Origin of the sequence: Luteibacter sp. (genome assembly GCF_035539195.1) — a bacterium.
In the GTDB taxonomy this organism is placed as follows: Bacteria; Pseudomonadota; Gammaproteobacteria; order Xanthomonadales; family Rhodanobacteraceae; genus Luteibacter.
The window spans coordinates 271,136-290,459 of record NZ_DATLIW010000030.1 but is presented as its reverse complement, the minus strand read 5'-3'; the positions used below and the strand labels follow the sequence as shown (position 1 = coordinate 290,459).

The following is a 19,324-nucleotide window of genomic DNA, read 5'->3' as shown; positions in this document are numbered from 1 at the left end:
TCAGGCCGCCGCCGCATCGAGCCCCGGGATCGTCCCGGCCAGTTCGCGCAGCAGATTGCCGAAGCGTGCCAGGTCGTCCCGCCATGGCGTGGCGCTGCGCCAGTAAAGCGCGATATGCCGCCCCGGCCGCGCCCCTTCGACCGCCGCCAGCACCACGTTGGGAATCGACCCCAGGCGGTCGTGGGCGAGGATCGGCACCAGGGTGTAGCCCCCGCGCAGGGCCACCAGGGTCGCCAGGCTTTCGATACTCAGATCCTGAATCCGCTCGGGCCGCGCCGCCCCCGGCATGCCAAGGTCGGAGACGCCATTGCCGTGACTCTCGGCCATCAGCGTCGCATCGGCGGCATCGAGTTCGGTCAGCGCGATGGCGCGTCGACCGGCCAGCGCGTGCCCGGCCTGCAGCAGGAGTTCGTAAGGCTCGAAGAACAACGCCGTCGACTCGAGGCCGGTGATCGCCGCGCTCGGCGGCGCCAGCACGGCGTCGAGTTCGCCTTCGTGAAGACGCCGGAGGAGCCCCCGCGGCTTGCCTTCGGAGATCGTCAGCCGGGCACCCGGAAAGCGCAGGGGAAAGGGCTCGATGAAATGAGGCAATAGATAAGGCCCCAGCGTGGACGGCACGCCCAGGCGAAGCTCGCTACCGAAGGCGACATCGCCGGCCCGGGCCGCATGCTCGAGATGCTCGGCCGCACCGAGCACGGCCTCGATATAGCCGAGCAGCCGCTGGCCGCTCGTCGTCGGCACCACCTTGCGCCCGCCGCGCTCGAACAGCGGCATGCCCAGTGCCTGCTCCACCTTCTGCACCTGGTGGGAGAGGCCCGACGGACTGATGTACATGGCGCGGGCCGCACTATTGAAGCTGCCTTCCCGGGCCACGGCCTGGACCAGGGCGAGGTCGCGCAAGGACACCGATGACAGGGCCATCGAAATCATCGAACGCTGCGTGCCATCAAATACGTTTGCGCCCATCGCCCGCCCGCTCCATCCTTTCGCCGCCGAATTCGCGCGGCATGCGCCACGAACCCGCCATTCTAGCCGGTCACCGGTCTCACGGCGGTCGCACGTGGAGGCCAGACTGCGCGATAATCGACGCTTTGGCGTCCCCATCGGGGGCGTCAGGCCTCCCCAGCTTAAGAACACGCCAGGAGTACAGCATGAAAGACTCGTTCTCAGTCCGAGACAGCATCGAAGTCAACGGCAAGCGCCACACCATCGCCAGCCTGGCCAAGTTCGGCGACAAGTTCGACATCAAGCGCCTGCCCTACTCGATGAAGATCCTGCTGGAGAACCTTCTCCGCCAGGAAGACGGCCTGAACGTCACCTCGAAGGAAATCGAGGCGGTGGCCAAGTGGGACGCCAAGGCCGAGCCGGAGATCGAAATCTCCTTCATGCCCGCCCGCGTGGTCCTGCAGGATTTCACCGGCGTGCCCTGCGTGGTCGACCTGGCCGCCATGCGCGACGCCGTCACCAAGCTCGGCGGCGACCCGAACAAGATCAACCCGCTGGCGCCGGCCGAACTGGTCATCGACCATTCGGTGCAGGTCGACGCGTTCGGTTCGGAAAGCGCGCTGGAGCAGAACGTCGAGATCGAGTTCGAGCGTAACCAGGAGCGCTACTCGTTCCTGCGCTGGGGCCAGAAAGCGTTCAAGAACTTCAAGGTCGTGCCGCCGCGTACCGGTATCGTCCATCAGGTGAACCTGGAGAACCTCGCCCGTGTCGTCTTCACGGCCGAGGTCGACGGTGAATCCTTCGCTTATCCGGATACCGTGTTCGGTACCGATTCGCACACCACCATGATCAACGGCCTGGGCGTGCTCGGCTGGGGCGTCGGCGGTATCGAAGCCGAAGCCGCCATGCTCGGCCAGCCCTCGTCCATGCTGATCCCGCAGGTCGTCGGCTTCCGTCTGACCGGCAAGCTCGGCGAAGGCGTGACCGCGACCGACCTGGTCCTCACCGTCACCCAGATGCTGCGCAAGCTCGGCGTCGTCGGCAAGTTCGTCGAGTTCTTCGGTGAAGGCCTGCCGAACCTGCCGCTCGCCGACCGCGCAACGATCGCCAACATGGCCCCGGAATACGGCGCGACCTGCGGCATCTTCCCGATCGACCAGGAGTCGCTGAACTACATGCGCCTGTCGGGTCGCGAAGAGAGCCAGATCGCCCTCGTCGAGACCTACGCCAAGGCCCAGGGCCTGTGGCACGACGCCAACACCCCGGAAGCCGAGTTCACCACCACGCTCGAGTTGAACCTCGCCGATGTGCGTCCGTCGATGGCCGGCCCGAAGCGTCCGCAGGACCGCGTGCTGCTCGAAGGCGTACAGGAAAGCTTCCTCGACGCCGTCGGCCCGCTCACCGCGAACCGCAAGCGCAAGAACGGCGACGACGTCGACAGCTTCAGCAACGAAGGTGGCGCCACCGCCGTCGGCAACCCGGCCAACACCGTCAGCAAGAGCGAAGGCGTGCTCGTCGAAAAGGACGGCAAGCAGTTCTACATCAACGACGGCTCGGTCGTGATCGCCGCGATCACCTCGTGCACCAACACCTCCAACCCGGCCGTGATGCTCGCCGCCGGCCTGGTCGCGAAGAAGGCCGCCGCGCGCGGTCTCACCGCCAAGCCGTGGGTCAAGCCCTCGCTCGGACCGGGCTCGCTCGTCGTCACCGAATACCTGAAGAAGACCGGCCTGCTCGAGGAACTCGAGAAGGTGAACTTCTTCGTGGTCGGCTACGGGTGCACCACCTGCATCGGCAACTCCGGTCCGCTGCCGGCCGAAATCAGCAAGGGCATCGCCGAGGGCGACCTCGCCGTGGCGTCGGTGCTCTCGGGCAACCGCAACTTCGAAGGCCGCGTGCATCCCGAAGTGAAGATGAACTACCTGGCGTCGCCGCCGCTGGTCGTCGCCTATGCGCTGGCCGGTACGCTCGACATCGACCTGACCAAGGATCCGATCGCCAACGGTAGCGATGGCCAGCCGGTGTACCTCAAGGACATCTGGCCGACCAACCAGGAAGTCTCCGATGCGATCGCCGGTGCGATCAATCCGGAAATGTTCCGCAAGAGCTACGCCGACGTCTTCAAGGGCGACAGCCGCTGGAACGCCATCGCCTCGCCGGATGGCCAGACCTATGCCTGGGACGACTCCACGTACATCAAGAACCCGCCCTACTTCGACGGCATGTCCGCCGAAGCCGGCACCATCGAGGATATCCACGGCGCGCGCGCCATGGGCATCTTCGGCGACTCGATCACCACCGACCACATCTCGCCGGCCGGTTCGATCAAGAAGGACTCCCCGGCGGGTCGCTTCCTGATCTCCAAGGGTGTCGAGCCGAAGGACTTCAACTCCTACGGTTCGCGTCGCGGCAACGACGACGTCATGGTGCGCGGTACGTTCGCCAACATCCGCATCAAGAACCTGATGCTCGACGGCGTCGAGGGCGGCTACACCAAGTACATCCCGACCGGCGAAGAAATGGCGATCTACGACGCCGCCATGAAGTACAAGGCAGATGGCACGCCGCTGGTGGTTCTCGCCGGCAAGGAATACGGCACCGGTTCGTCGCGCGACTGGGCGGCCAAGGGCACCCTGCTGCTCGGCGTCAAGGCCGTGATCACCGAGAGCTTCGAGCGCATCCATCGCTCCAACCTGGTCGGCATGGGCGTGCTGCCCTGCCAGTTCCAGGACGGCGAGAACGCGCAGACGCTCGGCCTCAAGGGCGACGAAGTGTTCGACATCACCGGCCTCAATGGCGGCGAGTCGAAGACGGCGACGGTCAAGGCCACGCGTCCGGACGGCTCGGTCAAGGAGTTCACCGTGAAGGTGCTCCTGCTGACCCCGAAGGAGCGCGAGTTCTTCCGCCATGGCGGCATCCTGCAGTACGTGCTTCGCCAGCTGGCGAAGGCCGCGTAAGCAGCACCAAGAGAAGAGCCCCGGGAAACCGGGGCTTTTTTTGTGCCTGTCTGTGTGGGCCGGATGGCTGGATGTGGACCAGCTGGATGTGGACCAGCTGGATGAGCAAGCGGTGTAGATCAGTTGGATGGACACGCTTTGTGTGGGAGCCGCTTCAGCGGCGATGGCTTTCGCGCAACCTGGCTATCGCCGCTGAAGCGGCTCCCACACAAAGCCTGCCTGTATCTAAAGGGCTGGCACACAAAGCCTGCCCCATGCTGGCTCGCTGCGTTGCGGCTTGCCGCTATACGCGCGCGTATGCTCCAATGCCGCGATCGTACGACAGGCCGCCGTACGACTGTCTTTTCAGGAGTTCGTCCGATCCATGAGCATTGAGCGTCCGTGGCTTGACCACTATCCGGCCGGCATTCCCGCCGACATCGACGTCAACGCGTACCGCTCCGTGGCGGCCGTCTTCGAAGAGTCCTTTCAGAAATTTCGTGAGCGCCCTGCCTACAAGAACTTCGGCAAGGTCCTCACCTACGGCCAGATCGACGAACTCTCGGCCGCCTCCGCCGGTTTCCTGTCCGGCGAACTCGGACTGAAAAAGGGCGATCGCCTCGCGATCATGTTGCCGAACCTCCTGCAGTACCCGATCGTGCTGTTCGGTGCCCTGCGCCTCGGCCTGACCGTCGTCAACACCAATCCGCTGTACACCGCGCGCGAACTGCATCACCAGCTCGAAGATTCCGGCGCGAAGGCGCTGGTCGTCCTCGACAACTTCGCCGCCACCGCCCAACAGGCGCTGGACGGCACCCAGGTCAAGAACGTCATCACCACGGCAGTCGGCGACATGATCGGGTTCCCCAAGGGGAACATCATCAACTTCGTCGTGAAGAGCATTCGCAAGGAAGTGCCGACGTACAAGCTGCCGATGGCTGTCCGCTTCAAGGACGCTCTCGCCCGCGGCAAGTCGCACCCGATGCCGAAGACCGACGTCGGCCACGACGATATCGCCTTCCTGCAGTACACCGGCGGGACCACCGGTGTCGCCAAGGGCGCCATGCTCACCCATCGCAACATGGTCGCCAACATGCTCCAGGCCGATGCCTGGATCAGTGGGTCGGCCAAGGCCGGTGAGGAGATCATCGTCACCGCGCTGCCGCTGTATCACATCTTCTCGTTGACCGCGAACGGCCTGGTGTTCACGCGCATGGGCGCGCTCAACCTGTTGATCACCAATCCGCGCGACATGAAAGGCTTCGTCAAGGAGCTCTCCAAGGAGCGCTTCACCGCCATCACCGGCGTCAATACGCTCTTCAACGGCCTGCTCAACACACCGGGCTTCGCCGATCTCGATTTCTCCGGCCTGCACCTCTCGCTCGGCGGCGGCATGGCCGTGCAGCGCAGCGTGGCCGATCGCTGGAAAAAGACGACCGGCGTGACGCTCTCCGAAGCCTACGGCCTCACCGAGACCTCGCCTGCCGCCTGCATCAACCCGCTGGACCTGAAGGAATACAACGGCTCGATCGGCCTGCCGATCCCCTCGACTTACGTGCAGATCTGGACCGACGACGGCCAGGTGCTGCCCACTGGCGAAGTGGGCGAGCTGTGCATCAAGGGCCCGCAGGTGATGAAGGGCTATTGGAACCGCCCCGACGAAACCGCGAAGGTGCTCGACGCGAACGGCTGGCTGCGCACGGGCGACATCGCCCGCATGGACGAGAACGGTTACGTCTATATCGTCGATCGCAAGAAGGACATGATCCTCGTGTCGGGCTTCAACGTGTACCCGAACGAGATCGAGGACATCGTCATGCGCCACCCCGGCGTGGCCGAAGTGGCCGCCGTCGGTGTCGACGACGAGCACTCGGGCGAGGTGGTGAAGATCTTCGTTGTCCGCAAGGATCCGTCGCTGACCGAAGAAGCCCTCCGCGAGTACTGCCGCGAAAACCTCACCGGCTACAAGCGTCCCAAGCAGATCGAGTTCCGCGACACGCTGCCGAAGACCAACGTGGGCAAGATCCTCCGTCGTGAACTGCGTGATGAGGATCGGGCGAAGCGTAAGGCTGCGCAGGCCTGATCCCGACAGAAAAACCCCGCCTTGAGCGGGGTTTTTCTTAGGCCCCCATCGCCGCTGAAGCGGCTCCCACAACCAGCAAATGCGCAGGTCTTGTGTAGGAGCGGCTCCCACAACCAGCAACCGCACAGGTCTTGTGTAGGAGCGGCTCCCCACAACCAGCAACCGCGCAGGTCTTGTGTGGGAGCCGCTTCAGCGGCGATGGGTGCTGGCGATCAGTCGTCCGTCCAGGCTTCCACCGTATCCGCGTATCCGCCAAGCAGCTCCCACGACCAGCAGTTGCGCAGGTCTTGTGTGGGAGCCGCTTCAGCGGCGATGGGTGTTGGCGATCAGTCGTCCGTCCAGGCTTCCAGCGTATCCGCGTATCCGCCAAGCAGCTCCCATAACGGCGCCTGCTTGTCCTCGGGGATCAAGGTATAGGCCATCCCGATCTGCCGCGCCGATACGCGCGCCACCATGGCTTCCATATGAATGTGCAGGTCGTGGCCGAAGACCATGTCGAGGATCCATGTCTGGCCGGGCTCGCCACGCCAGCCGAGTGGTCGGCGCAGCATGGCGCCGGTCGCCGAAATGTCGACCAGGTCGGTGGGGTGCGCTTCGCCGCCGCGGCTCATCAACACCGCGGTCTGCACCTTCATCCGCGCGTGGCGATAGCGCATGTTCGAACTCTCCTTGTCAGACATCTGCATTTCCGTCCATTTCGGTTCCTGCTGGATCTTATACGTCGAGTTCGGCATGACCGCACCCCCGCACGACTTACCTTACGTGTCACAAACGGACACATTAGCGCAGTCGTAGCGTTCGCTTGCCTGGGCCGGCGTTCACTCGCTACCGCGCGTCTTCAGCACGCCCGCGCGAACCAGGGCCCCGGCGCCGAAGCGCTGGTTGATCCGGTCCTGCACGCCATCGGAGCGTTTTTCCGAGACCGGCGCTGCGAACATGTCCTGCTGTTCATCGCCGTGCCGGGCATCGAACCCCGAAAGCGTCACGCCGAGCAGTCGCAGCCTCGGCCGTGGGTGCTGATTCCACCAGATTTGAAGCAAGCGACGTGCCACGGCGTAGATATCCGGCGTAGCGTTGCCGGGAACGGGCAATTGCGCTTGCCGGCTGTGGGTGAGGAAAGGCGGCTCACGCAGTTTCACCGACACCGTGCGGGCATCGACACCACGCGATCTCGCCCGCGCCCCTACCCGTTCGCACTGGCGTAACAGCCACGCTTCGGCGATCGGTAAGGCTTCGACGTCGATGTCGAAGGTCCATTCCGAACCGATCGACACCTCCGGCGCGTCCGTCACCACGGCTCGCCGATCCTCGCCACGGCACAGCAGGCGGAGCTGGGCGGCGTGGCGCTCGCCCACAGCCTTGTTCAGGCGCCAGGCATCGGCGCGGGTCAGATCGCCGATGGTACGGATGCCGACCTTGTGCAGGGCTTCCTCGGCCACCTTGCCCACCGTCCACATGCGGCCGATCGGCAGCGGATCGAGGTAACCCTGCACCTCGTCAGGGCGGATATGCAGGAAACCGTCCGGTTTGGACAGCTCGCTGGCCAGCTTGGCGAGCAGTTTGTTGTGCGCCATGCCGACCGAGGCGTTCAGGCCCGTACGTGCACGGATAGCGTCCTTGACCCGGCGGCCGATGGCCTCGATCGACTCGAACAGGCGCAGGCTCGCGGTGACGTCGAGAAAGGCTTCGTCCAGGGAGAGTCCCTCGATCATCGGGGTGACCTCGCCAAACACCGAAAAGACGATCTCCGAAATTTCCGCGTAGCGGGCGTGCCGCGGGAAGATATAGATACCGTCCGGGCAGCGACGGCGGGCCTCGGCGGTCGGCATGGCCGAACGAACCCCGTACTTGCGGGCTACGTAGTTGCAGGTGGAGACCACGCCGCGGCGGCCCAGGCCCGCCACGATCACGGGCTTGCCGACCAGGCTCGGGTCGTCCAGCTCTTCCACGAACGCATAGAAAGCGTCCATGTCGACGTGGATGATCGCGCGGGGAGCCTGCTGCATGCCGATATTGTGCCGCAACCACGGTGCGCCCGCCGGGCGCACCGCTGGACTTGGGAAGGCGCAGGCGATACCCTGTCGTCAATCGGGTGAACTTATTCGGGCGTCGCGCCCTCACCGGTCCGTATTCGAGGACCGGCAGTGGACCGCTCCCGACGATCTTTCACAGGCGGTGACCCTCCTGGGGTGTCCAGCGGTAGTGCCCTTCGCTCGTCGGCGACGATGCGTGGCACGCCGGGTGAGGTGGCGGTATAGCCGCCGGACGGCATCGATTGTTACGTTCCTGGTCGCACTCGCGACCCTTCTGACGTGTGCCGATGACTAACGAGACAACCGAAGTTCAGGTGGTCGAAAAAGCCCAGGGTGCCTTCGCAGGTGTCCCGCAGCAGCAGGAAATGCCCCTCGCGCTCGTGCGCGGGCAGCCCGTGCTGCAAATGCCGCAGGATCTCTACATCCCGCCGGACGCGCTGGAGGTCATCCTCGAATCGTTCGAAGGGCCGCTCGACCTGCTGCTTTACCTGATCCGCCGGCAGAACCTGGACATCCTCGACATCCCTGTCGCCGAAATCACCCGGCAGTACATGGACTACATCGACATGATGCGCGAGGTGATGCGACTGGAACTCGCGGCGGAATACCTGCTGATGGCCGCGATCCTTGCGGAGATCAAGTCCAGGTTGCTGCTGCCCCGGCCGCCGACCGAGGAAGGCATCGAGGACGACCCGCGCGCGGAGCTGGTTCGCCGCCTGCAGGAGTACGAACGCTTCAAGCGGGCCGCGGCCGATATCGAAGAAATGCCGCGCCTGGAACGCGATACCACCGTGGTGCATGCCTTCGTCGGCGAACACAACGTGGTGCGCGTGCCGCCCCCGCTGGATCTCAAGGAGATGCTGCTCGCACTCAAGGATGTGCTCGGCCGTGCCGACCTGTTCACGCACCATGCGATCCAGCGCGAACCGCTCAGCGTGCGCCAGCGCATGGGCGACCTGCTCGAATCCCTGGGTCGCGGCGGGTTCCACCGATTTGAAACGCTGTTCGATGTGACGGAAGGTCGACTCGGGGTCGTTGTCACCTTCCTCGCTATGCTCGAACTGGCCAAGGAAATGCTCGTCGAGATCGTCCAGGAGGAAGCCCTCGGGCCGATCTACCTGAAGACGAAGGTACTGCGTGATGCCGAGCCCGAAGAGGCGCTCGCCTGACGGCCCTCGAGGGCCCACGATCATCGAACCACCGAAGGCCTATGCAACCCGAACAACTGAAACCCATCGTGGAAGCGGCGCTGCTGGCGTCGACCCAGCCGATGACGATCGCGCAGTTGAAGGCGATCTTCGGCGACGAGGACGAGGTCACCACGGACGATATCGTGGTTGCCCTTGCCTCGCTGACGCACGACTGCGACGGTCGCGGCGTCGAACTGATCGAAGTCGCTTCGGGCTGGCGCTACCAGGTCCGGCGCGACGTCCATGGCTGGGTGTCGCGGATGTGGGCCGAGAAGCCCAGCCGCTACTCCCGCGCGCTGCTCGAGACACTGGCGCTGATTGCCTATCGCCAGCCGATTACCCGCCCGGAAATCGAACAGATCCGCGGCGTGGTGGTTTCCTCGAACATCATCAAGACGCTCGAGGAACGCGAATGGATCCGCGTCGTCGGCCACCGCGATGTTCCCGGCAAGCCGGCCCTGTTCGGCACCACCCGGGGGTTCCTCGACTACTTCAGCCTGAAGTCGCTTGACGCCCTGCCCCCGCTCTCCGAGATCCGCGATCTGGAAGAGATCAATCCGCAGATGCGGTTCGAAGGTGATGGCATCCCCGCGCACGCGCGCGTCGGCGCCACCCTGTCGGTCGACCCGGATAACGAGAGCCCCACGAATATCGAAGCATCCGAAACAACCGCCACCGAGACCCCGTCCGTAGAGGACGACACGGTCGAGGTCGCGAACCAGCTGCCTGCCGGCGACGATGTCGCCGCGGCTTCCGCCACTGCCGAAGAGGCAGAGAACCCCGAAGGCGACGTCGCCAAAGACGACGCCGAAGAAGATACCGAGGAGTCACGCGCATGAGTGCGCCGCAACGTTCCGTTCTATCCCTTAAGCGCGGCGAAAGCCGTCCCGACGATGGCACCGTGCTCGAAGAGCGCCTGCACAAGGTGCTGGCAAACGCCGGCCTCGGCTCGCGCCGCATGCTCGAACAGCGCATCCAGGCGGGCGAAGTCGAAGTCAACGGCACCGCCGCCACCATCGGCGCGAGCGTGCATGCCGGCGACCGCGTGGTCCTCGACGGCAAGCAGTTCGTCGTCGCCACCGACAACCGCAACGACGCCGAAGTCATCGTCTACCACAAGCCGGAAGGCGTGGTGACCACGCGCGAAGACACCGAGGGCCGCCCCACCGTGTTCGAACAGCTGCCGCGCCTGAAGGGTGCGCGCTGGGTCGCCGTGGGTCGCCTGGACATCAACACCACCGGCCTCCTCCTGCTCACCACGGATGGCGAACTCGCCAACGCGCTGATGCATCCCAAGAGCGGCCTGGAGCGTGAGTACCTTTGCCGCGTTCATGGCGAGGTGCCCGACGAGACCATCGAGCGTCTCAAGGCCGGCGTGGAGCTCGAAGACGGCCCCGCCCGCTTCGACGAGATCGCCACGATCAGCCGCGGCGGCAGCCACAGCTGGTTCCGCGTGACCATTCGCGAGGGCCGCAATCGCGAAGTCCGTCGCCTGTGGGATTCGCAGGGTTTCCTGGTCAGCCGCCTCAAGCGCATCCGCTACGGCAGCGTGGAACTTCCGCGCGCCCTGCGTCGCGGCGACAGCGACAACCTCGACGAAACCGCGATCAAGGAACTGCGCGAGCGCGCCGGTCTCGGTGCTCCCGCACCGGTACTCACCCTGAGCGCCGTGGTGCACCAGCGTCGCGCCCCGCGTCATGTCACCGAGTACAAGCCAGACGGCCGCCCCGCGGGCGCCTGGAGCTCGGGCCGTCATGACGAAGCACGTGAGCTGACCGCATTCGATCGCCTGCGCGACGACAACCCGCGTGGCGGCCGTGGTGGCGCCGGCGGTGGTCGTGGTCGTCCCGGTGGTGGCGGTGGCCAGGGCGCTCCGCGTCGCGAAGTGAACGGCAACGTCGCCCGTCCCGAGCGGGGCGGTGGTGGCGCAGGCGGTGGTCAGCGCTCGCGTCGCGTCGCGCCGGGTCAGGAACTGCCGTCCATCCGCACCTGGTTTGCCGGCGACAGCCGCACCGGTGGCGGCAATGCGGCTGGCAATACCGCTGGCAACCGCGGTCCGCGTCCGGGTGGCCGTCCTGGCGGTCCGGGTGCCGGCGGCGGCAATCGCGCCGCGGGTCCCGGCGGTCCGGGCCGTGCCGAAGGCAATCGCACCGGCGGCGGCGCACGCTTCGACGGCGGTGGCGGCGGTAATCGCGGCCCGCGTACGGGCGGCGCACCGGGCGGTGGCGGCAATCGCGCACCGGCCGGCGGTGGCGGCTTCGGCGGCAATCGCGCCGCCGGTGGCGGCGGTGGTGGCAATCGCGCCGGCGGCGGTGCCGCCAACGGCAACCGTGCAGGTGGCGGCGGTAACCGCGCCGGCGGCGGTGGCGCCGGCCCGCGTCCAGGCGGCAACCGTGGCGGTCGTCCCGGCGGCGGCGGCCAGGGTGGCAACCGCAGCGGCGGCGGCGGTAACCGCGGCGGCAACCGCTAAGAGCCATGACGTAACAGCCGGCCACGCCCGTAGAAGCCGGCTATGCCTGTGGGAGCCGGCTATGCCGGCGATTGTGGGAGCCGCTTCAGCGGCGATTGTGGGAGCCGCTTCAGCGGCGATCCCGCGGCAGCGGGCAACCTTGCCGCGAGCACCCAATCGCCGCTGAAGCGGCTCCCACACCAATCGCCGCTGGAGTGGCTCCCAGCGTAAGACCGAAGCTAGCCCGTATGACGCGAGGCTAGCTTTGCTGCCACGGCATCGAAACCGATACCGCGCGCGCGCAGCACCACCATCAAATGAAACACCAGGTCGGCGGCTTCGCCGATCAGGGCGTCGTTGCCTTCGGCAACCGCGGCGAGTGCCGTCTCGACACCCTCCTCTCCCACTTTCTGCGCCATGCGGCGAACACCGCCTTCGAACAGCTTCGTCGTGTAGCTGCCCTCCGGCCGTTCCGCGTGACGGGAGGCGACCAGGGCGTCCAGCTCGGCGAGGAAGCCTAGCGACGGCTTGACGTCGTCACCGAAGCAACTCGACGTGCCGGTGTGGCAGGTCGGCCCGGCGGGAATGGCACGGACGAGAAACGTGTCCGCGTCGCAGTCCAGGCGGATGTCAACCAGCGCCAGTGAATCGCCCGAGGTTTCGCCCTTCGTCCACAGGCGCTGCTTGCTGCGGCTGAAGAAGGTCACCAGGCCACATTCGCGTGTCTTCGCCAACGCCGCGGCGTCCATGTAGCCGAGCATCAGCACTTCGCCCGACTGCGCATGCTGCACGATCGCCGGCAGCAGGCCATCGCCTTTGGCGAAATCGGGAGTCGCGTCGCTCATAACCTCACCTCGATACCCTGCGTACGCAGTTCGCGCTTCAGCGCGGGAATGCCGATGTCGCCGGTGTGAAAGACGCTCGCGGCGAGCGCGGCATCCACATCGGCCTGCCTGAAAACGTCGGTAAAATGCGCGGGAAGGCCGGCGCCGCCCGAGGCGACGAGAGGCACGCGCGTGATCGCCCGCGCCGCCTGCAATTGTTCGATGTCGTAACCGTGACGCACGCCATCGGTGCCCATGCAGTTGAGGACGATCTCGCCGGCGCCCAGCGCCTGCACTTCCTCGATCCATTCGAGCGTGCCCTTGCGCAGCGCCCTCGTGCGCGAGGGATCGCCGGTGTACTGGCGCACACGCCACTGCCCATCCTCGTCACGCAGGCTGTCGACGCCGACGACCACGCACTGCACACCGAAGGCGTCGGCAATTTCGCCGATCAGCGCCGGACGCTCGAGCGCAGGCGAATTGATCGAGATCTTGTCCGCACCCGCGTGCAGCACCTCGCGTGCATCGTCCACGCTGCGAATGCCGCCGGCGACGCAGAACGGTATGTCGATCTCGCGCGCCACTCGCTCCACCCAATCGCGACCCACGCGCCGCCCTTCCGGACTGGCTGTGATGTCGTAGAAAACCAGTTCGTCGGCGCCCTCGTCACGATAACGCAAGGCCAGTTCGACGATCTCGCCGACGACGACGTGATCGCGGAAACGGACACCTTTGACCACCTGCCCATCGCGAACGTCCAGGCAAGGAACGATGCGACGGCTCAACATGTCGCGTTCGCCTTTTCGGCCGTGGCGATGGCCTCGGGCAAGGCGAAGGCGCCCTCGAGCAACGAGCGGCCAAGAATGATTCCCGCCACGCCCTGCACGGCCAGATCGGTCACGTCGTTGAGCGACTTCACGCCGCCCGACGCTTGCACGTCCAGGCCCGGCGCCAGCACGGCGAGGTGACGATAGAGCGCAAGGTTGGGGCCGCTCATGGTCCCATCGCGGTCGATGTCGGTGCACAGCAGGTGGCGCGCACCGGCGGCTTCGTACCAGGGCACCAGGTCGTCGAGCGTGTGCACCTCGTCCGCCGTCCAGCCTGCGCTGGGCAGTTTCCACAGGCCGTCGCGGAAGCGGGTATCCAGCGCGAGCACGATGCGTTCGGCGCCATAGCGGCCGATCCACGCGGCCACGGCTTCCGGATCGCGGATAGCGACGCTCCCGACGACAACGCGCTGCACGCCGGCGTCGAGCAGCCGGCGCACACCCTCCTCGTCGCGGATGCCACCCCCCGCCTGCACACGTAGCCGGCTGCTGGACGCGATACCGGCAAGGGTGGACAGGTTCTCGAACTGGCCGGAACGCGCACCGTCCAGGTCGACGACATGCAGCCATGTCGCGCCCTCGTCGGCGTAGCGTGCCGCCAGCGCCTCCGGCTCGAAAGCAAAGGTGGTCTGTTGTGCGTAGTCGCCCTTGAACAGGCGGACTACCTTGCCGTCGCGCAAGTCGATGGCGGGGATCGGTAAGGTCATAGCGAGAGAAAATTCCGCAGGAGCTGGGCGCCCACCCCGGCCGAACGCTCGGGGTGGAACTGCATGCCCATGAAGTTGCCGGAGGCGACGACGGCCGAGAACGGCGTGCCGTGCTCGCTGGCGGCCAGGGTGTAGTCGCCCGTGGGAACGGCGTAGCTGTGCACGAAGTACGCTGTGTCGCCCTCGCGCAGCCCCGCAGTCAGGCAATGCGGCGCGGTGACGTGCAATGTATTCCAACCCATGTGAGGGATGCGCAGAGCGGGCGCATCGGCGAAACGCTTGACCGTCGCCGGAATGACGCCGAGGCACTCCGTATCGCTCTCTTCCGAGCGCTCGCATAGCAGTTGCATGCCCAGGCATACGCCAAGCACCGGTTGCGTCAGCCCCCGCAACACCTCGACCAGCCCGGCTTCGCGCAGCATGCGCATGCCCGGCGCGGCGGCGCCGACGCCGGGCAGGATGACGTGACTGGCCGCACGGATGCGCGCCGCGTCCGAGGTGAGCTCGGCATCCGTGCCCAGGCGCTGCAGGGCGTAACGCACCGAACCGATATTGGTGCCGCCCGCATCGACGAGAACCACCTTCATCAGAGGCTTCCCTTGGTGCTCGGCAGCTCCGCGCCTTCGCGACGGATCGCCTGACGCAGCGTGCGCGCGACCACCTTGAAGCAACCTTCCACCATGTGGTGCGCATTCTCGCCATGCACGGTGAGGTGCAGGTTGGCACCGAGCGTCTCGCAGAGCGAGCGGAAGAAATGCGGGACCAGCTCGGTCGGAACGTCGCCCACGCGGTCACGCGGGAACGCTCCCTCGAAGACGAAACAGGCTCGGCCCGACAGATCCAGCTCGGCACGCGCCGCGCTTTCGTCCATCGGCAAGGCGAAGCCGTAACGACCGATGCCTCGTTTGTCGCCGAGCGCCTGGCGCAGGGCCTGGCCCAGAGCGAGCGCGGAGTCCTCGATGGTGTGGTGCTCGTCGATATGCGTATCGCCCTCGCAGGTGAGGTGCAACGCGAATCCGCCGTGTTTGCCGATCTGCTCCAGCATATGGTCGAAGAAGCCCAGGCCCGTGCGAATCTCGGGCTCGGCGACGCGGTCGAGGTCCACGTTCACGCGGATCGAGGTTTCCTTTGTCTTGCGCAGGACCTCGGCTGTACGTGGTGCATCGAGCAAGGCGTGAGCTACCTCGGCCCACGTCCGCCCCTCGGCACCCACGCGGAAGCCGCGCACACCGAGGTTGGCGGCGAAGGCCAGATCGGATTCGCGGTCGCCGACCATGGCCGACTGCGCACGGCTCCAGCCATCGTCGGCCAGCCAATGCCGCGCAAGCCCGGTGCCCGGCTTACGCGTGTCGAGGTTCTCGTGCGGAAAACTGCGGTCGATCAGTTGCTCGCGAAAGGTGATTCCCTGCGAGGCGAGGATGCCCAGCAACAAGGTGTGCGGCCCATCGAACGCCGCCTGCGGAAACGAAGGCGTGCCGAGACCATCCTGGTTGGTCACCATCACCAGTTCGTAACCCGCCGCGACGCAGCGCTGCAAGGCCGCGATGACGCCGGGTAGCAAGGCCAGCTTCTCGTAGCTGTCGATCTGCTTGTCGGCCGGCTCCTCGATCAGGCAGCCGTCGCGATCGACGAAGAGGATCTTGCGGCTCATGCGGGCACCCCTGCGCGAAGCACGGCCAACACGCGATCGTTCTCGTTACCGGTACCGATGGTGATGCGCAGGGCATCTTCCAGGCCGGTGTATTTCGACACGTCGCGCACCACGACACCGGCGGCAAGCAGGCGACGGTAGATACCTGCGGCATCGTCGAAGCGAACGGCGAGAAAATTGGCGTGCGAAGGCATGACTTCCCTCACGCCCGGCATCTGGCGCAGGGCGACGACCATGCGCGCACGCTCGTTGAGGATCTCGTGCAGATGGTGGCGCTGCAGCCGGCGACCTTCGTAGGAAAGCGCGCCCATGGCGGCATCCACGCACGGCGAGGGCAAGGGGTACGGCGGGATGATTCGCCGCAGCAGGCCAATGACTTCCGGTCGGGCGATGCAGGCGCCGACACGCGCGCCCGCCAGCGACCAGGCCTTGGACAGTGTGCGCAGGACGGCGACATTGTCGTGGGTGTCGATCAGCGAGGCCGCGCTGGCGAGGCCGCTGTACTCCGCGTAGGCCTCGTCGATGACCAGGAGGGCACGGTTTTCGAGCGCCTTCGCGATGCGTTGGAGGTCGGCGCGGTCGACCAGGTTACCGGTAGGATTGTTCGGCGTGCACACGAAGACGATGCGCGTGGCGGCCGTCACGGCAGCGAGTAGCGCATCGATGTCGAGCACGCCGTCGCGACTGAGCGGCGATTCGATCACCGCGGCGCCCTGGATGCGCGCACACACCGCGTACATGCCGAAGGTCGGCGGTGAAACGAGGACGGCATCTTCGCCCGCGCGGCAGAAGGCGCGCACCAGAAGGTCGATCGATTCGTCGCTGCCACGCGTGACGAGTACGCGGTCGGCCGAGCTGCCGTAGAGTTCGGCGAGCGTCTCCACCAGCCCTCGCGGTTGCGGATCGGGGTAGCGATTCAGCCCTTCCCCACCGGGGATATTCGGCGGCCGCGACGATTCGTTGGCGTTGAGCAATACCGTGCCGCCCTGCGCTTCCATGCGGGCACTGGAATACGGCGCGAGCGCACGGATATCGGCACGTGCGAGGTCGAGGATGCTCATGCGGCAGCGTCCATGGCAGCAAGTCGCAGGGTCACCGCGCGACGGTGGGCTTCGAGCTGTTCCGCTTCGGCGAGGATGGCCGCGCAGGGGCCGATGTTACGCAGGCCGTCGGCGGACAACTCCTGCACGGTCACCTGCTTCTGGAAACTCGCCACCGAAACACCGCTGTAGCTGCGTGCGTAGCCATAGGTAGGCAACACGTGGTTGCTGCCGCTGCAGTAATCGCCGACCGACTCCGGCGTCCACTCGCCGAGGAACACCGAGCCGGCCGATTCGATGGCCTCGAGCAGGCTCCGCGGGCTGGCGGTCTGGATGATGAGATGCTCCGGGGCGTACAGGTTGCTGACTTCGATCGCTTCGTCGAGATCGGCGACGAGGATGAGCCGACTCTCGGCCAGTGCGCTGGCCGCGACGTCGGCGCGCGGAAGTTCGCGGCGCTGCCGCTCCACCTCGGCGGCGACGGCATCGAGCTGCGCCGCCGACGGGCTGACCAGGAGTACCTGCGAGTCCGGACCATGCTCGGCCTGGGAGAGCAGGTCGGCGGCGACGAAGCTCGGATCGGCGTCGGCGTCGGCGATGACGAGGACCTCGGAGGGACCGGCCGGCATGTCGATGGCCGCGCCGGCGGGGTCGCCGGCCACCTGCAGCTTGGCTTCGGTGACCCACGCATTGCCCGGGCCGAAGAGTTTGTCGCAGCGAGGCACAGATTCGGTGCCGTAAGCCATGGCGGCGATGGCCTGCGCGCCACCGAGTTTGAACACCCGGTGCACGCCGGTCGCCTTCGCCGCGAACAGCACGGCGTCGTCGCAGCGGCCGTTGGCCTGCACCGGCGTGCAGAGCACCACCTCGCGACAACCGGCGATCGCCGCGGGCACGCCGAGCATGATCGCCGTCGACGGCAACGGCGCGCCGCCGGCCGGCACGTAAAGCCCGACGCGACGGATCGGCCGAAGCACGCGTTCGACCGTGACGCCCGGCGCCGTCTCCACACTCACCGCGGTGGGTGCGGCCGCGCGATGAAAGCGTTCGATACGCGCGGCCGCTTCGAGCACGGCCGCCTTCAACTCGCGCGGCAGGCGCGCCTCGGCCGCGGCGAATTCCGCCTCGGTGACGGCCAGGCCGTCCAGCGTGCTGCCGTCATACCGCGCGGTCAGCTCGATCAGCGCCGCGTCGCCGCGCCTGCGCACGTCCGCGACGATCGCCTCCACGCCTTCGCGCAGGCTACTCGCCCGCGATTGCATCGGGCGCGCGAGAGCCGCGTCGCGGCCGGCCCCGTCGAGGCCCTTCCAGTCGATTCGTTTCATGCCAGCATCTTCTCCACCGGCAGCACCAGCATGTCGCGGGCGCCGGCGCGTTTCATGTCTTCGAGTTGGCGCCAGCTCACCGAGCCGGCGCATAGGGCCTGCAGCACCACTTGGTCTGGCGAGCCGTCGACCGGCGTCAGCGTGGGGATCGGCAGGCCCGGTAGCAGGCGCGTGATCGCGGCCAGCGCGTCGCGCGGTGCCTGCATCAGGATCAGCCGCGAGTCGCGCACCTGGATGACGCCGTCGAGCCGACGCAGCAGCAGTTCGGCGATCTCGCCGCGTTCGTCCAGCGGCAGCTCGCGACGGCCGGCCAGCACGGCTTCGCTCTCCACCACGACTGCCGCTTCGCGCAACTGATTGGCGACCAGGGTCGCCCCGCTGGAAACCAGGTCGCAGATGGCGTCGGCCGTGCCGAGTCGCGGCGCGATCTCCACCGAGCCGGCGAGCATGACCACCTTCGCGTCGACACCGTTGCTGCGCAGCCACTCGCCGAGCAGGCCAGGGTACGACGTGGCAATGCGCTGGCCATGGAGCTGGGCCGGGCCGTCGTAGGCATCTTCCTGGGGCACGGCGATGGACAGGCGGCAGTGACCGAATCCGAGCGGCCGCAGCTCGTCCATGCCGGCGCCCGTCTCCGGATTGGACAACTGGAACTCGCGCAGCACATTGCGACCGACGATGCCCAGGTCGCAGACGCCTTCGGCGATCAGGCCCGGGATGTCGTCGTCGCGAACGAGCAGGAGGTCGACCGGTTCACCCTCGCCGAAGCAGAAGAGCTTGTCGCGGCTCTGACGGAACTTCAGCCCGCAGCGGGCGAGCAGTTCCTGGGCGGGCTCGGTCAGCCGACCGGACTTCTGCATGGCGATACGGAGGCGGTCGCGCGGCTTCATGCGACACCTGCGAGGTTGCGGCGCGCAGCGGCGGCCATATAGCCGCCGCTGCCCTGGTTGAGATAGCGCGCGACCCGACCGATGGTCGTGATGCTGACCGAGGTGCGCTCGTGGATTTCGCGGTACGACCGCCCTTCCAGAAGGAAAGGAACCACCCGCCAGCGGTCCACCATGACTTCGATCTCTGCCGGGGTGCAGAGATCATGGAGGAACGCCCGCATCTCATCGACGCTTGAGAGCCCAAGCAGGGCCTCGCACAGGCTGGTTTCGGCCGAGTTGGCCGGCATTTCGGGGTCGATCGAGCGACGCTTCATAGTGTACTAACGCGTTAATACGATAACTCATCGTATCGCGACAACTTCGGTGTGGCAAGCGCCAGCGCGCGATTGCGCTTTTCTTCCATATACCGCGCTCGGGCCGGTCG

The 19,324-nt window shown here is 66.5% G+C and carries 17 protein-coding genes; 5 read left to right on the top strand and 12 right to left on the bottom strand.

Annotated features, from left to right (window positions below):
• On the bottom strand, positions 1-930 hold the full coding sequence (locus VM621_RS11160) for a LysR family transcriptional regulator (protein WP_325469024.1): 930 nt from the start codon (positions 928-930) through the stop codon (positions 1-3).
• A gap of 221 nt (positions 931-1,151) precedes the next feature.
• Here VM621_RS11160 and acnA point away from each other — a divergent pair, with 221 nt between their 5' ends.
• Complete coding sequence (gene acnA, locus VM621_RS11155) at positions 1,152-3,902, top strand: aconitate hydratase AcnA (protein WP_325469023.1); 2,751 nt, start codon at positions 1,152-1,154, stop codon at positions 3,900-3,902.
• Positions 3,903-4,266: 364 nt separating this feature from the next.
• Complete coding sequence (locus VM621_RS11150; RefSeq protein ID WP_325469022.1) at positions 4,267-5,964, top strand: AMP-binding protein; 1,698 nt, start codon at positions 4,267-4,269, stop codon at positions 5,962-5,964.
• 326 nt (positions 5,965-6,290) lie between these two features.
• On the opposite strand, the gene VM621_RS11145 is transcribed toward VM621_RS11150, so the two are convergent.
• Positions 6,291-6,650: a PilZ domain-containing protein gene (locus VM621_RS11145; RefSeq protein WP_325469021.1), complete on the bottom strand. Its 360-nt coding sequence runs from the start codon at positions 6,648-6,650 to the stop codon at positions 6,291-6,293.
• A gap of 132 nt (positions 6,651-6,782) precedes the next feature.
• On the bottom strand, positions 6,783-7,970 hold the full coding sequence (dinB, locus tag VM621_RS11140) for a DNA polymerase IV (protein ID WP_325469020.1): 1,188 nt from the start codon (positions 7,968-7,970) through the stop codon (positions 6,783-6,785).
• A 392-nt stretch (positions 7,971-8,362) separates the two neighbouring features.
• Here dinB and VM621_RS11135 point away from each other — a divergent pair, with 392 nt between their 5' ends.
• The 3 genes from VM621_RS11135 to VM621_RS11125 are packed head-to-tail and all read left to right on the top strand — an operon-like array spanning position 8,363 to position 11,657.
• A complete protein-coding gene (locus tag VM621_RS11135; RefSeq protein WP_325469157.1) occupies positions 8,363-9,166 on the top strand; it encodes a ScpA family protein in 804 nt (267 codons plus the stop codon).
• A gap of 41 nt (positions 9,167-9,207) precedes the next feature.
• A complete protein-coding gene (gene scpB / locus VM621_RS11130; protein ID WP_325469019.1) occupies positions 9,208-10,026 on the top strand; it encodes an SMC-Scp complex subunit ScpB in 819 nt (272 codons plus the stop codon).
• Positions 10,023-11,657 carry a pseudouridine synthase gene (locus VM621_RS11125; protein ID WP_325469018.1) on the top strand — a complete coding sequence of 545 codons (1,635 nt, stop codon included), beginning with the start codon at positions 10,023-10,025 and terminating at the stop codon, positions 11,655-11,657. The genes scpB and VM621_RS11125 overlap by 4 nt, the downstream gene beginning before the upstream one ends.
• A gap of 218 nt (positions 11,658-11,875) precedes the next feature.
• Here the strand turns inward: VM621_RS11125 and hisIE are convergent, their stop codons facing one another.
• Genes hisIE through VM621_RS11080 form a run of 9 tightly spaced genes read right to left on the bottom strand, consistent with a single transcriptional unit; the run spans position 11,876 to position 19,214 of the window.
• A complete protein-coding gene (gene hisIE / locus VM621_RS11120; protein WP_325469017.1) occupies positions 11,876-12,481 on the bottom strand; it encodes a bifunctional phosphoribosyl-AMP cyclohydrolase/phosphoribosyl-ATP diphosphatase HisIE in 606 nt (201 codons plus the stop codon).
• A complete protein-coding gene (gene hisF, locus VM621_RS11115; RefSeq protein ID WP_325469016.1) occupies positions 12,478-13,248 on the bottom strand; it encodes an imidazole glycerol phosphate synthase subunit HisF in 771 nt (256 codons plus the stop codon). The genes hisIE and hisF overlap by 4 nt, the downstream gene beginning before the upstream one ends.
• A complete protein-coding gene (gene hisA / locus VM621_RS11110; protein ID WP_325469015.1) occupies positions 13,242-13,994 on the bottom strand; it encodes a 1-(5-phosphoribosyl)-5-[(5-phosphoribosylamino)methylideneamino]imidazole-4-carboxamide isomerase in 753 nt (250 codons plus the stop codon). Before hisA ends, hisF begins: the two co-directional genes overlap by 7 nt.
• The gene (hisH, locus tag VM621_RS11105) at positions 13,991-14,581 is read right to left on the bottom strand and encodes an imidazole glycerol phosphate synthase subunit HisH (protein ID WP_325469014.1); all 591 of its coding nucleotides are present in this window, start codon (positions 14,579-14,581) and stop codon (positions 13,991-13,993) included. The genes hisA and hisH overlap by 4 nt, the downstream gene beginning before the upstream one ends.
• Positions 14,581-15,645, bottom strand: coding sequence for a bifunctional histidinol-phosphatase/imidazoleglycerol-phosphate dehydratase HisB (gene hisB / locus VM621_RS11100; protein WP_325469013.1), 1,065 nt, complete (start codon positions 15,643-15,645; stop codon positions 14,581-14,583). Before hisB ends, hisH begins: the two co-directional genes overlap by 1 nt.
• Complete coding sequence (gene hisC / locus VM621_RS11095; RefSeq protein ID WP_325469012.1) at positions 15,642-16,706, bottom strand: histidinol-phosphate transaminase; 1,065 nt, start codon at positions 16,704-16,706, stop codon at positions 15,642-15,644. Before hisC ends, hisB begins: the two co-directional genes overlap by 4 nt.
• A complete protein-coding gene (gene hisD / locus VM621_RS11090; RefSeq protein ID WP_325469011.1) occupies positions 16,703-18,010 on the bottom strand; it encodes a histidinol dehydrogenase in 1,308 nt (435 codons plus the stop codon). Before hisD ends, hisC begins: the two co-directional genes overlap by 4 nt.
• Complete coding sequence (hisG, locus tag VM621_RS11085) at positions 18,007-18,900, bottom strand: ATP phosphoribosyltransferase (RefSeq protein ID WP_325469010.1); 894 nt, start codon at positions 18,898-18,900, stop codon at positions 18,007-18,009. The genes hisD and hisG overlap by 4 nt, the downstream gene beginning before the upstream one ends.
• Positions 18,897-19,214: a YerC/YecD family TrpR-related protein gene (locus tag VM621_RS11080; protein WP_325469009.1), complete on the bottom strand. Its 318-nt coding sequence runs from the start codon at positions 19,212-19,214 to the stop codon at positions 18,897-18,899. The genes hisG and VM621_RS11080 overlap by 4 nt, the downstream gene beginning before the upstream one ends.
• Positions 19,215-19,324: the final 110 nt, after the last annotated feature.

Coding starts and splice junctions, on each gene's coding strand:
- VM621_RS11160 (WP_325469024.1), bottom strand. CDS start 930: ATGATTTCGATGGCCCTGTCATCGGTGTCCTTGCGCGACCTCGCCCTG.
- acnA (WP_325469023.1), top strand. CDS start 1,152: ATGAAAGACTCGTTCTCAGTCCGAGACAGCATCGAAGTCAACGGCAAG.
- VM621_RS11150 (WP_325469022.1), top strand. CDS start 4,267: ATGAGCATTGAGCGTCCGTGGCTTGACCACTATCCGGCCGGCATTCCC.
- VM621_RS11145 (WP_325469021.1), bottom strand. CDS start 6,650: ATGCAGATGTCTGACAAGGAGAGTTCGAACATGCGCTATCGCCACGCG.
- dinB (WP_325469020.1), bottom strand. CDS start 7,970: ATGCAGCAGGCTCCCCGCGCGATCATCCACGTCGACATGGACGCTTTC.
- VM621_RS11135 (WP_325469157.1), top strand. CDS start 8,363: ATGCCCCTCGCGCTCGTGCGCGGGCAGCCCGTGCTGCAAATGCCGCAG.
- scpB (WP_325469019.1), top strand. CDS start 9,208: ATGCAACCCGAACAACTGAAACCCATCGTGGAAGCGGCGCTGCTGGCG.
- VM621_RS11125 (WP_325469018.1), top strand. CDS start 10,023: ATGAGTGCGCCGCAACGTTCCGTTCTATCCCTTAAGCGCGGCGAAAGC.
- hisIE (WP_325469017.1), bottom strand. CDS start 12,481: ATGAGCGACGCGACTCCCGATTTCGCCAAAGGCGATGGCCTGCTGCCG.
- hisF (WP_325469016.1), bottom strand. CDS start 13,248: ATGTTGAGCCGTCGCATCGTTCCTTGCCTGGACGTTCGCGATGGGCAG.
- hisA (WP_325469015.1), bottom strand. CDS start 13,994: ATGACCTTACCGATCCCCGCCATCGACTTGCGCGACGGCAAGGTAGTC.
- hisH (WP_325469014.1), bottom strand. CDS start 14,581: ATGAAGGTGGTTCTCGTCGATGCGGGCGGCACCAATATCGGTTCGGTG.
- hisB (WP_325469013.1), bottom strand. CDS start 15,645: ATGAGCCGCAAGATCCTCTTCGTCGATCGCGACGGCTGCCTGATCGAG.
- hisC (WP_325469012.1), bottom strand. CDS start 16,706: ATGAGCATCCTCGACCTCGCACGTGCCGATATCCGTGCGCTCGCGCCG.
- hisD (WP_325469011.1), bottom strand. CDS start 18,010: ATGAAACGAATCGACTGGAAGGGCCTCGACGGGGCCGGCCGCGACGCG.
- hisG (WP_325469010.1), bottom strand. CDS start 18,900: ATGAAGCCGCGCGACCGCCTCCGTATCGCCATGCAGAAGTCCGGTCGG.
- VM621_RS11080 (WP_325469009.1), bottom strand. CDS start 19,214: ATGAAGCGTCGCTCGATCGACCCCGAAATGCCGGCCAACTCGGCCGAA.